Origin of the sequence: Sphingomonas sp., from assembly GCF_042096255.1 — a bacterium.
Taxonomy (GTDB): Bacteria; Pseudomonadota; Alphaproteobacteria; order Sphingomonadales; family Sphingomonadaceae; genus Sphingomonas.
In genome coordinates this window covers 52,491-66,001 of record NZ_JBELLZ010000008.1, presented here as the reverse complement: position 1 = coordinate 66,001, position 13,511 = coordinate 52,491, and the positions used below count along the sequence as shown (strand labels likewise).

Genomic DNA, 13,511 nt, shown 5'->3' with positions numbered 1-13,511 from the left:
GGTCAACGCGCGCGACGCGATGGAGGGGCGTGGAACGCTGGCGATTGCGCTCGGCATCGCCACGCTTACAGCGTCGCGCGGTGCCTGCGCGCCGGGCGACTATCTCCGCCTCGCCGTCGCCGATACCGGCTGTGGGATGAGCCCCGAGGTGGTGGAGCGCGCGTTCGAGCCGTTCTTCACCACCAAGCCGGTCGGCAAGGGCACCGGCCTCGGCCTCAGCCAGATCTTCGCCTTCGCGCGCCAGGCGGGCGGCGATGTCGAGATCGCTTCCGTCCCGGGCTCAGGCACCCGCGTCACCCTGCTGCTGCCCCGCTGCCAGCCCGCCGCCACGGCGAGTCCCGCGATCGAACCCCAGTTTCTCGCCTCGGCCTCGGGATCGCTACGCATCCTGGTGGTGGAGGACGACCCGCGCGTGCTGCGCGCCACCGTCGGCGCACTCGAGGAACTGGGCCACATTCCCCTGCCCTGCGCCGACCCGCTCGCCGCCCCCGCAATGCTCGCAGGCGCCGCGGTGGACCTCATCATCTCCGACGTGCTGATGCCGGGCCGCACCGGGCCGGAGATGATCGCCGCGCTGGCGCCCGAACATGCCGCGTTGCCGGTGCTGTTCGTCACCGGCTTCGCAGGCGACGCCGCCGCCGGGCCGGACCTCGGCGGGCGCTCCGTGCTGCGCAAGCCTTTCACCCTCGTCGCGCTGGAGCGCGCGGTTGCCGAGGCGGCGGGTGGGCGGCCGCCGGAGCAGATCGCGGCGGAGTGACCCGCTTTCAACCAAACCGCTCAGCCTAACCTCCGTTCGCCCTGAGCGAAGTCGAAGGGCAAGCGCAGCGCTTCCCCAGGTGCTTCGACTTCGGCGCAGAGCGCCGAAGCCTGCCCTTCGGCTGGCTTGCCAGCCAGCCGAAGGGCTCAGCACGAACGGTCTTGTGATCGTTCGAAACTAAGCCGTGCGCGATCCCGTCAGCGGGAAGCTGCCGAACGCGCCCGCGCCCACCGTGCCATTCACGGTATCGCCGTCGATCGTCACCTTCATGTCCAGCGTCATCGGCATCGGCACGGTCATCTCCTGCTTCCAGGTCAGCGTGTTGCCGTCGACCTGGCCCGAGATGTCGTTCGATCCCATCGCGCCCGCATTGGTGCCGGTGAAGCTGCTGCCGTCGCTCTTCACCGTCAGGGTCGACTTCTGGTCGCCCATCGGCGACTTCACGGTCACGTCGTAGGTGCCATCCACTCCGGACATCACTTTCCCTCCTCGTTGGCGCCCGCAATGGACGCGGCGGGAATGACGTCCACCGGCAGGCCCAGGCTGTCAAGCTGGGGCCGCACCACCTTGGCGTCGCCCACCACCACCCAGATCATCCGCTTCGGGTCGAGGACGCTACGGATTGCTCCATCCACGCCCTCGCGGGTCAGTGCGCGATATTTTGCGGGCAAGGTGGCGTAATAATCGTCGGGCCGGCGGAACAGGTCGTTGTTCTGCATCGCCTGCAGCACCGCGCCGGAGGTCTCGAAATCGCCGCTCAGCGAGCGGATCGCGCTCTCCACCGTCAGCGTGAACTCGGCGCCCGTCAGCGGCTTGGCGCCGACGAAGCCGCCGATATCGTCGCGGATCGCGGTGATCGACGCGCCGGTCTTGTCCGCCTGCACCGGCGCCTGGACCAGATAGGGCGCGGCCTGTTCGTTGCGCTTGAAATAGCCATAGGCGCCATAGGACCAGTGCTTGGCCTCGCGCAGGTTCATGTTGATCCGCGCGGTGAAGTCCCCGCCCAGCGCGTCATTGGCGGTGAGTAGCGGCAGGAGGTCCGCGGTGCCGGCAAGGCCGGTCGGCGCGCCGGCGAGGATCATCGACTGCGGCGAATCGGCGCGGTCGACCAGCACGATCTTCGCCTGTGCCGGTGCGGGCGCGGTGAACGCCTTGGCGCCCGCTGCGCCGCTCGCGCGCCAGTCGCCGAAGCTGCGGTCGAGCAATGCGCGCACTTCGGCGAGCGGCCGGTCGCTGACCGCGAACACCTTGGCCTTGTCCGGCCGGATCCACGCCTGGTGATAGGCGGTCAGGTCCGCGCGGGTCAGCGTCGCCACCGCCTTGGGATCGCCGCCGCCTTGGTCCTTCGCATAGGGATGCGCCGCGCCGTAGAGCAACGGCGGCAGCACCCGCTCGGCGATCGCATCGGGGCTGGTCAGCTCCTGCGCGATGCCGGCGAGCTGCTGGTCGCGCACCCGCGCCACCTCGCCTTCGGCAAAGGCGGGCTTGCGGACGATATCGGCGAACAGCCCCAGCGCCGGCCCCAGGTTGGCGCTCGGTGTGCGCAGCGACACGGTGGTGCGGTCCGCGGTCGAGCCGGTACCGATGTCGGTGCCCAGCCGCTCCTTGGCCTCGGCCACCCCGGTTGAATCGAGCGTGCCGGTGCCTTCGTCGAGCAGGCTCAGCATCAGCCGCTGGGTGCCCAGCTTGGCCGGAACGTCGGCGGCGGCGCCCGCGTCGAAGCTCAGCACCACCTGCGTCTGCGGCACGGTGGTGCGCTGCGCATAGACCAGCTCGATCCCGTTGGAGAGCCGCGCGCGCTCCACCTTGGGGAAAGCGAGCGCGGAGGGCACGCCCACCCCCGGCAGCGGGCCGCGCGTCCCCTTCACCGGCATCTCGGGCGCGGGCGGCACCTCGGCGGGCGGTGGCACCACCGCCTCGGCATAGGCATCGCGCGCGCCGGGCACCACGGTGAGGCCATAGACCGGGCGAGTCAGCCATTTCTGGAGCGCGGCGCGCACGCTCTCCGGCGTCTGCGCGGCAAACTCGGCGAGCTGCTTCTTGTAGAGGGCGGGATCGCCCGCATAGAGTTCGCCCTGCGCCAGCGCGACCGCCTTGCCGCCGCCACCGCCGACCGATTCCAGCCCCAGCAGTTGGCGCGACACGAAGGTGGTCACCGCGCGGCTCACCTCGTCCGCGCTCGGACCCTTGGCGACGAAGTCGGCGATCAGCGCGTCCAGCTTGCGCGTCGCCTCCGCCACGTCCGTGCCCGGCTTGACGATCATCTGCACGGTGAACGCGCCCGCCGACAGGAACGACATGTTGTCCGCCGAAACCTGCACCGCCACCTTGTCCCGGCGCACCAGCGCATTGTCGAGCCGCGAGCTGGCGAGTCCGCCCAGCACCGACGCCGCCACATCCAGCGCCGCGGTGTCCTTGGCCACGATCCCCGGCACCGCCCACGATCGCAGCACCATGGTCGCGGCGACGCGGTCCTTCATCATCTCGTGGACGGGCGCGGGCAGCGTCGGCACCGGCGCGGGCGGCGGCGTGATGTCCGGCCCCTTGGGGATCGCGCCGAAATACTTCTCCACCAGCGGCTTGGCGGTGGCGGCATCGATATCGCCGGCCAGCACCAGCACCGCATTGTTGGGCCCGTAATGCTGGCGGAACCAGTCCTTCACATCGGCCAGGCTGGCCTTGTCTAGGTCCGCCATCGATCCGATCGGGCTGTGGCCATAGGGATGGCCGTTCGGGAACAGCCCTTCCAGCAGCTTGTAGTAGATCAGGCCATAGGGCTGGTTGTCGCCCTGCCGCTTCTCGTTCTGGACGACGCCGCGCTGCTCGTCGAGCACGGCCTGGGTGATCGCGCCGGTCAGATGCCCCATCCGGTCGCTTTCCAGGAACAGCGCCCGGTCGAGCGCGGTGGTGGGCACCGTCTCATAGTAATTGGTGCGATCGAAATAGGTGGTGCCGTTGCTGTCGGTGGCGCCCACCTGCTTCAGCGGCTCGAAGAAGTCGCCCGGCGCATTCTCGCTGCCGTTAAACATCAGATGCTCGAACAGGTGCGCGAACCCGGTCTTGCCCTGTGGCTCGTCGCGCGATCCGACATCGTACCACATGCTGACCGCAACCACGGGTGCCTTGCGATCGGTGTGCACCACGACGCGCAGGCCGTTCGCCAGCGTGAACGTCTCGAACGGGATATCGATCGGCCGCACCAGCTCCGCCACCGGCGCAGGCTTCTGGGTCTGGGCGAGCGCAGGCGAAACGAGCGCGGAGGCGGCGAGCAGCGCGGCGGCGTAGCGGATCATGGGTGGGTAGGCACCTTCGGGAGAACGGCACGGGAGAACCCCGCGCCGTTCCAGATGCCTAGCCCAATGTGACGGTCAGATGAAGGCGAAGTCGGAGAGGGTGAGCTGGTTGGGCTTCAGGTCGTCGAAGACCGCGATCGTCACGATGCGCTCAACGTCGCCGAACGCGTTGGCCAGCGTGTGATAGAGCACCGCGCGCCCGGCACTGTCGCTGCCCGCAATGAAACCAGGATGTCCGCCGTTCTTCGCATCGGCGATGAAGTCCGCAACATCTTGTCGACTGTCCAGCGTGCCCCCGGTGTAGATCACCAGGTCCGCGCCGGTAAGATCCACCTTCGTGCCCCCCGCAACCACGCGCTTGTCGAAGGCGTCACCGGTGAAACCGAAGTTGGAGCGGGCAAACTCCAGATTGTCCTGACCCGGCTTGAAGTCGGTCACCAGATCGGACTGCGCCGGGGATGTCCAGGTGTCACGGAAGGACCAGCGGAAGGTATCCGCGCTTTTGCCCCCCGTCATGATGCTCCGACTGTTCTCGCCCGATCCGATCAGGACGTCGTCACCGTTTCCGCCATCCAGAAAGGCAATGGCGCCGAAGTAGTTCCCGCCGCGAAGGATGTCGTTGCCGCCCTCGCCGAAGAGGTCGGAGCGGCCGAAGGAGCCGGTGATGGCGTTGGCGCCAGCCGATCCGTGAACGGTCACCGCTGCCGCACCACCTCCATTGGCGAGGTCGACATTCTCGAAACCCCTCAGCGCGCCAGTTCCGGACACGCCCTGGTTGCGGGTTTGGCCCAGATCGATCGACATCGCGCGATTGCTCAACATATTCAGCGTGTCGATCCCCTCGCCACCGTCCAGCAGCCGGGCACTGGGCAGCGCCTTGATCAGATCGTCGCCATCGCCGCCCAGGATGCGCAGCGCGAGGCCAGCGGTGGGCAGGCCGAAGGTTTGCTCGATGCCATTGATCGTGTCGTTCTTCGCTGATCCGTTGACCGTGACGACAACGGCACCGCCGCTCAGGTCGTGAAGGTTGGCGAGGTCGAGCTTATTCGCACGGCCGAGATTGACCACCACCTCACCGGTGCCCCTGAGATAAGTGAAGTCGGCTACCTGGGCCGGGGTCATGGTCGCGACCGCGTCGGCACCAGCGGCGCTCGGAGCGAGATTAAGGCTCTGGATGTCCTTGACCGACCCTCGCGTAAGATCGGCGGAACCATGGATCAGCAGCGTGTCGGAGCCGCTCCGCCCCATGATGGACTCGCCACGTAAGAAATCGCCCGTGTTGAGGATGAACAGCGTCGAATCGGTTTCAGAGCCGATCAGCTCGTCCGCCCCCTTTCCACCGGTGATCACGGTGGCGCCAGTGATCCGGTCCGCACCTTTGCCGCCCGTGACCGCCTGGAAAGCACCAGCGGTAACCACCACCGTCTGCTTCGCGCTCGATGCATCAACAGTCTGGAAACCCATGACGATCGCGCGGTCGCCAAGGCTCTGGTCCCTCGTTCGGGTCAGATCGATCGTCGCCGCGCCGGTCACCCGCAGCGTTCCGCCCTCGCTCAGCACCTGCCGAACATCGTCGCCGTCGTACACAACCGTGCCGACCACACCGTTGATCGTGTCGCGTCCTTCGCCGCCGTCGAACACGAGCCGACCGTCTGCACCGCCCTTCAGCGTATCGTCGCCAGCCCCGCCGAGCAGGGTAACCGGCGCGCTCGCCTCCTCACCATCCGGCGCGTCCTGCTCGAAGAGTGCGCTCGCATCGATAATGTCTTTGCCGGAACCACCCACCACCGTGAGCCGTCCATCCGTGCCGGTCTGCGCGATTTGCTGAGTCAAGACGATGGATGCGCCGCTATCCGCGAGTTCGATCCGCTCGATTCCGCTCACACCGGTAAGTGCCGCGGCCAAGACCTTCCCCGGTGCCGTGAAGACGAGCGTGTCGAGCCCCGCGCCGCCAATCACCACGTCCCGCCCGTTAAGATCCGCCGGATCGAACACGAACCGGTCCGGCTTGCCCGTACCCGTGAAACTATCGTCGCGGCCCTTGCCGCCCCTGAAAACCGCCATGTATTCCCCCAAGGAAAGCTCTTCCCCGGACACGGCGCTAAGGCGTCGGATCGACGCTCGCCAGCGGATTATCCTCCAGCTCCGCCACATCGGTCCGTTTCGGATCAGGTGCCGTGCCCGCCCGCATCGCGCTGGTCAGCGCCAGCGTGGCGAGGTTGCTCACCTGCTTCAGAAGCGCGCTCGCCACCATCAGCGCCGACAGCGCGGTGGCGGCGACCCCCGCCTCGCGTGAGACCTCCAGGCTCACCGCCAGGAACAGCAATTCGCGGTTGGGCAGCAGCGGCAGTTGGCCGATCAGCGCCTGGAGGGTCAGGAACAGCAGCCAGGTGGTCAGCGGCGCCTCGGGCAGCGCCACCGACCATTGCAGCGCCTGAAGCAGCATCACCAGCAGCACGCGCCCCGCATGGATGCCGAACACCGCGCTCGCGCGCCCGCCGGAAACGCCCAGGATCACCCGGCGGAATCGCCAGGCCAGCGGGATCGCCAGCGCGGCGACGATGCCGAAGCCAAGCAGCGCCCGCTCATACCCGTGCATCACCGTGCCGAACACGCCCGCCCGGCCCGAGGCGGCGAAGGCGGCGACCAGCGACAGGGTCGCCATCGTCCCCGCGATCCCCGACAGCACGGAGGAATCCTTGATCCCCGAGACGAGCTGCCGGTCGGGCAGCTTCAGCCGCGTGCGCGCCCAGAGGTAGAAATAGACATCGCCCGAATAGCCCAGCACGCTGTTGTTCAGCGCGCGCTTGCGCAGCAGCGCCACCAGCGCGATCGGCCGGTCCCAGATCAGCCGGAAGATGCGCTGCTCCGACAGGGGCAGGACCATGAAGCCGGCGAGGTAGAGGATGTAGAACCAAGGCGTGGCCGGGAGGTCGCGCAGCACCTCGCGCCAGCCGATCTGGTACAATTTCCAGCCGACGAAGCCGCACACCAGTACCAGCCAGAGGATCTGGAGCGGGCGCGACCAGGGCGCCAGGCGGGTGCGGAGCTGTTCAAGCGTCACGGGGCCACCGGCGCTGGCCCCGTGGCGCGGGCTTGTCAACGCTTCGGCGATCCGCCTAGATCGCCGCCGGATGGCGAAACGCGTTGCACTGTTCCTGCCTTCGCTTGTCGGCGGCGGTGCGGAGCGTTCGGCGATGTTCGTCGGCGAAGCGCTGGAGCGCGCCGGCTATGCGGTCGATCTGGTGGTGGCGCAGCGCAGCGGCGTGCTGCTCGATCACCCTTTCGCCCAGGCGCACATGGTGCCGCTCGGCACATTGCCGCCGCTGCTCGCCCTGCCCGCCTACCTCGGCTACCTGCGCCGCCGCCGGCCGGACCTGGTGATCTCCTTCGTCCATTCGGCGAACCTGCTCTCCGGCCTCGCTGCGTTGGTGGACGACACGCCCTTCGTGGTCAGCGTCCGCTCCACCCTGCGCAAGCGGCGGCGCGACCAATGGTGGGTGCGCCGGCTGTTCGGCTTCGGGCTGGAGCGCCGGCTGTACCGCCGCGCGCGCTTCGTGCAGACGGTGTCGCGCGATCTGGCGGCGGAATGCGGCGCACTGTTCGGCGTGCCCGAAGCGCGGAGTTGGCTGACCTACAGCACCGTTGCGGACACGGCGACGGCGCAGCCCCGCACTGGCCAGGTGCCTGTCCTTCCCGCTGCACCGTTCCTGCTCAGCATCGGCCGGCTGGTGCCGATCAAGGGTTTCGCCACCCTGATCCGCGCCTTCGCCGCGGCGGAGCTGCCGCGCGAGATGCGGCTGGTGATCCTGGGCGAAGGGCCGCAGCGCGACGAGCTCGCCGCACTCGCCGCCTCGCTCGGCGTCGCCGATCGCGTCGATCTCGCCGGCTGGCATCCGGCGATCGGTCCGTGGCTGGCGGCGGCGCGCGGCTTCGTCTTCGCCAGCCGTGGCGAAGGCCTCGCGCGTGCAGTGCTGGAGGCGGTCAGCGCCCGCCTGCCGGTCGCCGCGGCGCGCAGCGTCGGCGTCACCGAAGGGGTCGACGACGGCCGCCTCGGCCGGCTGATCGACCCGGATGATGTCGCCGGCTTTGCCCGGGCGATGGAGGACATCGCGTCGCGCCGTCTTGCCGCCCCTGACCCACAGGCCACCGCCGGCCACCTCGCCCGCTTCACGCCGGAGGCGGTGGGCGCCTCCTATGTGGCCATGGTAGAGGCCTGTATCGGCCGACCCTCTTGTGTTGCAGATTAGCCACACCATCTGGATCGCGAAGATTGGGGCACACGCATGAACATCGAGAAATTCACCGATCGCGCGAAAGGCTTCCTCCAGTCCGCGCAGACCGTCGCCATTCGCATGAATCACCAGCAGATCACGCCCGAGCATCTGCTCAAGGCGCTGCTGGAGGACGAGCAGGGCATGGCCGCCGGGCTGATCGCCGCGGCGGGGGGCGATGCGCGGCGGGCCAACACCTATGTCGACGCACAGCTCGCCAAGCTCCCGGCCGTCACCGGATCGGGCGCGCAGACCGCGCCGGGCCTCAACAACGATGCCGTGCGCGTGCTCGACCAGGCCGAGCAGATCGCGCAGAAGGCCGGCGACAGCTTCGTCACGGTCGAGCGGCTGCTGCTCGCCCTGGCGCTGGCGACGAACACGCCGGCGGGACAATCGCTCGCCGCCGCGGGCGCGAAGCCGGAGGCGCTGAACACCGCGATCAATGCCCTGCGCGGCGGCCGCACTGCGGACACGGCTAGCGCCGAAGACCGATACGACGCGCTCAAGAAATTCGCGCGCGATCTCACCCAGGCGGCGAAGGACGGCAAGCTCGATCCGGTGATCGGCCGCGACGAGGAGATCCGCCGCACCATCCAGGTGCTCGCGCGGCGCACCAAGAACAATCCCGTGCTGATCGGCGAGCCCGGCGTGGGCAAGACCGCAATCGTCGAGGGCCTGGCGCTGCGGATCGCCAATGGCGACGTGCCCGACGGCCTCAAGGACCGCACCTTGATGGCGCTCGACATGGGCGCGCTGATCGCGGGGGCGAAATATCGCGGCGAGTTCGAGGAGCGGCTCAAGGGGGTGATCGACGAGGTCAAGCAGGCCGAGGGCGACATCATCCTCTTCATCGACGAGATGCACACGCTGATCGGCGCAGGCAAAAGCGAAGGCGCGATGGATGCGGGCAACCTGCTCAAACCCGCCCTCGCCCGCGGCGAACTCCATTGCGTCGGCGCCACCACGCTCGACGAATATCGCAAGCATGTCGAAAAGGATCCGGCGCTCCAGCGACGCTTCCAGCCGGTGTTCGTCGGCGAGCCCACGGTCGAGGACACGATCTCGATCCTGCGCGGGCTCAAGGAGAAGTATGAGCTGCACCATGGCGTGCGGATCACCGACGGCGCGCTGGTCTCGGCCGCGACGCTGTCGAACCGCTACATCACCGATCGCTTCCTGCCGGACAAGGCCATCGACCTGATGGACGAGGCCGCATCGCGCATCCGCATGGAGGTGGAGAGCAAGCCCGAGGAGATCGAGGCGCTCGACCGCCGCATCCTCAGGCTCAAGATCGAGCGCGAGGGGCTCAGCCGCGAGACCGACGAAGCGTCGCGCGACCGGCTCGGCACGATCGAAGGCGAGCTCGCCAATCTGGAGCAGCAGTCCGCCGAGCTGACCCAGCGCTGGCAGGCCGAGAAGGAGAAGATCGCCGGCGAGGCCAAGCTCAAGGAGCAGCTCGATGCCGCGCGGCTGGAGCTGGAGCAGGCGCAGCGCCAGGGCGACCTCGCCAAGGCAGGCGAGCTTTCCTACGGCCGCATCCCCGCGCTCGAAAAGCAGCTCGCCGAGGCGCAGGGCGCCACCCAAGGCGCGATGCTGCGCGAGGAGGTGACCGCCGACGATATCGCTGCGGTGGTCAGCCGCTGGACCGGGGTGCCTGTCGACCGGATGCTGGAAGGCGAGCGTGAGAAGTTGCTGCGCATGGAGGAGGTGCTGGGCAAGCGCGTGATCGGCCAGGCCGATGCGGTGCGCGCGGTCTCCACCGCGGTCCGCCGCGCCCGCGCGGGGCTTCAGGATCCGAACCGGCCGCTCGGCAGCTTCCTGTTCTTGGGGCCCACCGGCGTCGGCAAGACCGAGCTGACCAAGGCGCTCGCCGAATTCCTGTTCGACGACGCGAGCGCGATGGTGCGCATCGACATGAGCGAGTTCATGGAGAAGCATGCGGTCGCCCGGCTGATCGGCGCCCCTCCCGGCTATGTCGGTTATGAGGAAGGCGGCGTGCTGACCGAGGCGGTGCGGCGCCGGCCCTATCAGGTGGTGCTGTTCGACGAGGTGGAGAAGGCGCATGGCGACGTGTTCAACGTGCTGCTCCAGGTGCTGGACGACGGCCGGCTCACCGATGGTCAGGGGCGGACCGTCGACTTCACCAACACGCTGATCATCCTCACCTCGAACCTCGGTTCGCAATATCTGGCGAACCTGGACGAAGGCGCCGATGTCGAGACGGTGGAACCGCAGGTGATGGAGATCGTCCGCGCCCACTTCCGGCCGGAGTTCCTCAACCGCTTGGACGAGGTGATCCTCTTCCACCGGCTTGGCCAGGCGCACATGGCGCCCATTGTGGACATCCAGGTCGGCCGTGTCGGCAAGCTCCTCGCCGATCGCAAGGTCTCGCTCGACCTTTCGGACGCCGCGCGCGCGTGGCTGGGACGGGTCGGCTACGACCCGGTCTACGGCGCGCGACCGCTCAAGCGCGCGGTGCAGCGCTACTTGCAGGACCCTCTCGCCGAGCTGATCCTGCGCGGCGAGGTGAAGGACGGGACGACGGTGCGGGTCGATGAAGGCGACGGCAAGCTGGTGCTGACGGCCGGATGATCGGTTCTGGAGAGACGCCTGCAGTTGCGGCGTCCTTCTCGCCAACCAGTGTTTGCATCTTCGTCGCGTATCGGTCGACTCGCTGGCGGTGATGCGACATTCGCGCTATATGGAACCGTAAAGATCGGCGGGTTGCGGAGCGTTCGAATGAAGAAGACTATCTTGTTTTTTGCGCTGTTCGCGGCACTGCCGGCGATGGCAGAGACAAAGGCCGAGTCCAAGAAGGCGGCGAACGATCCGAATCGCGTGATTTGCCGGACCGAACAGTCGACCGGCAGCCGGCTTGCCACCCAGAAGCGCTGTCTTACCGCACAGCAATGGGCGGATCAGAAGCTGATCGACCGGCAGGTGGTCGAACGCGCTCAGGGCGGCGGCTGGAAAAACGGGGGTCAGTGATCAGCTGCCATCGGTGGATGGCGTTTGGGAGCCGGGGGGACACCATGTTTGCGATGACATTGCTGGCGGCAGTCACGGCCGCGACCACGGCGACGCCTGCCGTTTCCAAGAAGGGTGACCAGGTCATGACCGGCGATCCGAACCGCGTGATCTGCCGTTCGGAGGAAATGATCGGCAGCCGCCTGCGTCGGCAGAAGCGCTGCATGACCGCCCAGGAATGGGCGGACATCTACTTCGATTCGCGCCGCACCGTTGAGCGCGTTCAGGGCGGCGGCTGGAAGAGCAACTGAATGGATCGGTAGGCGTGATCTGCCTGCCGTAAGCTCACAGCGGATAGCCCATTCGTTCCGCCCAAGGCGCCAAGATCGGCAAAACGGGCGCGAGGTGTTCGCGGTAGCGCGTCCATCGGCCGATCGCGCGATTGTAGATCGGTTCGGTCACCTGTGAGTAGCTGGCGGTCCGGATCTCCGGACGCCGCGCGGCGCTGCCGCGGTTGTCCAGCACCGCAGGATCCCACTTCTGACCCAGGAATTCCAGCAACTGCCGCATCTCCGCTTCGGGATCCGCGATCAGGCGCTCGTACCGGACCGACAGCACATTGAGCGGCAGCAAATCGGTTGCGCGCGACCAGAGGTCGAACACGGCATCATAGACCCGGGCGGTCTCCTCGAGATCGCCGAAGCTTCGTGTTGCGAAGTTCAGGTTGAAGTTCGCCATGAAACAGCTGAGCACCGCATCGCAGGGGTGTCGTTCAACCAGCACGATCCGGGCGTCTGGAAAGATCCGGTGGATGAGCGCCGCTCGCGCCATCTGCAACGGGTGCTTGTCGATGATCAGCTGATCGGGTCGGGCAGGATCGATCGCGGCGAGACGCTCGAAATATTGCCTTCGGAGCGCCTCGACCTCCTCCGTGGCGATGGAGCTCAGACGCTCTTCATCGTAGCCGATTTCTTCCGTTGCCTGGGTGAGGACCGGCTGCTCCTCAAGGACGTGGAGGTTCGGAAGGTTCATCAGCATCGTGTCGAGCAGCGTCGTCCCCGACCGGGGAAAGCCGACGATGAAGACCGGCGCCGGTGGTGTCGACGCCAGCGAGACCCGCGGCCAGGCGAAGACCCGGTCGGCGGTCAGCAGCGCGGCATTGCGCGTGATGGTTTCCCGATAGGACGGCCCCGGCCGCACGCGATCGACGGCGGCGGCGGCGGTGTTCATCGCTTGGAAGGCAGCGAAGGCTTCGGCGCTGCGGCCGGCGCGATCGTAGAGGTCGCCGAGGAGTTGGCCACGACGGATGTCGTGGATGGTCTCGGGGATACGCTCCGCCGATTGCAACGCGGCCGCGACATTGCCGTGACGGCGTAGCGACCAGGCGCGCAGGAACTCGGTCTCTCCCGCGGGTACGCGGTTCCGCTCCGCCTCGGCAAGCAGCGCATCCAGCGCGTCCACCCGGTTGGCGGTCTCCAGCATGAGGCCGAGCTCGATATAGGCGGCGGGCGCCTGGGGCGCGAGGCGGATCGCCGCACGGAACGCCGCCTCGGCGGCGTCGAGGTCGCGCATCGCCGCCTCGGCGAGCCCGAGATCGGTCTGCACCTGCGGATCCTCGGACGCGCGGCGCGCCGCCTCCCGCATCGCCGCCTGGCGCGCCGCGAATTGATGCGACTTCGCCAGCGCTTCCGAGAGGTTGAGATAGATCGGGATCACGTCGGCACGCAGCAGCAACGCCTGGTCGAAGGCGCTGGCGGCACCCTGCGGGTCTCCGGCGGCCATACGGACGTTGCCGAGATTGTTCCAGATCTGGAAATCCTCCGGCTGCGCGGCGACCACCGCCGCATAGTCGGCGGCCGCCTCGGCCAGCCGTCCGCGCTGCTGGTGAACGAAGCCGCGCAGCCGCAGCATGCGCGGGTCCGACGCGCCCGCCAGCAGCGCCTCGGCCGCGTCATACTCCTCCAGGCTGACCAATGCCGCGACGAGATTGACGCGTGCGACCGGATGCGCGGCGTCCACCGCCAGCAGCCTGCGATTGTACGCGACCACGCCATGGTGGTCGTTCGCACACGCAGCCAGATAGGCGCCGAACTCGAGCAGCGGCGGAGATGCGGGGTCCGATCGAAGCGCGGCGTCGACGTTCTCGCGGGCGCCTGCGATGTTGCCGTGCTGGAAGAGACGAAGGGCCGGCTGGAGCTCGGCCGGGGGCTGGTTCACCAT

10 protein-coding genes are annotated in these 13,511 nt (G+C 68.0%); 5 read left to right on the top strand and 5 right to left on the bottom strand.

What is annotated here, in order from left to right; all coding sequences use genetic code 11:
- Window positions 1-757: ATP-binding protein (locus ACFDTH_RS03060; RefSeq protein ID WP_375286033.1), on the top strand; the 757-nt coding region annotated here is incomplete at its 5' end.
- Window positions 758-934: 177 nt separating this feature from the next.
- Here ACFDTH_RS03060 and ACFDTH_RS03055 read toward each other — a convergent pair.
- The 4 genes from ACFDTH_RS03055 to ACFDTH_RS03040 all read right to left on the bottom strand — a co-directional run bounded on the left by ACFDTH_RS03055 (window position 935) and on the right by ACFDTH_RS03040 (window position 7,114).
- Window positions 935-1,234 (bottom strand): hypothetical protein, encoded by a 300-nt coding sequence (locus ACFDTH_RS03055; RefSeq protein WP_375286032.1) that lies wholly within the window; start codon window positions 1,232-1,234, stop codon window positions 935-937.
- Window positions 1,234-4,050, bottom strand: coding sequence for a M16 family metallopeptidase (locus tag ACFDTH_RS03050; protein ID WP_375286031.1), 2,817 nt, complete (start codon window positions 4,048-4,050; stop codon window positions 1,234-1,236). The genes ACFDTH_RS03055 and ACFDTH_RS03050 overlap by 1 nt, the downstream gene beginning before the upstream one ends.
- A gap of 75 nt (window positions 4,051-4,125) precedes the next feature.
- Window positions 4,126-6,114 (bottom strand): hypothetical protein, encoded by a 1,989-nt coding sequence (locus tag ACFDTH_RS03045; protein WP_375286030.1) that lies wholly within the window; start codon window positions 6,112-6,114, stop codon window positions 4,126-4,128.
- Between the two features lie 37 nt (window positions 6,115-6,151).
- On the bottom strand, window positions 6,152-7,114 hold the full coding sequence (locus tag ACFDTH_RS03040) for a hypothetical protein (RefSeq protein ID WP_375286029.1): 963 nt from the start codon (window positions 7,112-7,114) through the stop codon (window positions 6,152-6,154).
- Between the two features lie 70 nt (window positions 7,115-7,184).
- Here ACFDTH_RS03040 and ACFDTH_RS03035 point away from each other — a divergent pair, with 70 nt between their 5' ends.
- From ACFDTH_RS03035 to ACFDTH_RS03020, 4 genes are all read left to right on the top strand, one after another.
- On the top strand, window positions 7,185-8,300 hold the full coding sequence (locus tag ACFDTH_RS03035; RefSeq protein WP_375286028.1) for a glycosyltransferase: 1,116 nt from the start codon (window positions 7,185-7,187) through the stop codon (window positions 8,298-8,300).
- A 36-nt stretch (window positions 8,301-8,336) separates the two neighbouring features.
- Window positions 8,337-10,916, top strand: coding sequence for an ATP-dependent chaperone ClpB (clpB, locus tag ACFDTH_RS03030; RefSeq protein ID WP_375286027.1), 2,580 nt, complete (start codon window positions 8,337-8,339; stop codon window positions 10,914-10,916).
- Between the two features lie 147 nt (window positions 10,917-11,063).
- Window positions 11,064-11,312, top strand: coding sequence for a hypothetical protein (locus ACFDTH_RS03025; RefSeq protein ID WP_375286026.1), 249 nt, complete (start codon window positions 11,064-11,066; stop codon window positions 11,310-11,312).
- Window positions 11,313-11,365: 53 nt separating this feature from the next.
- Window positions 11,366-11,602 (top strand): hypothetical protein, encoded by a 237-nt coding sequence (locus ACFDTH_RS03020; RefSeq protein ID WP_375286025.1) that lies wholly within the window; start codon window positions 11,366-11,368, stop codon window positions 11,600-11,602.
- Window positions 11,603-11,636: 34 nt separating this feature from the next.
- Here the strand turns inward: ACFDTH_RS03020 and ACFDTH_RS03015 are convergent, their stop codons facing one another.
- Complete coding sequence (locus ACFDTH_RS03015; protein WP_375286024.1) at window positions 11,637-13,511, bottom strand: sulfotransferase; 1,875 nt, start codon at window positions 13,509-13,511, stop codon at window positions 11,637-11,639.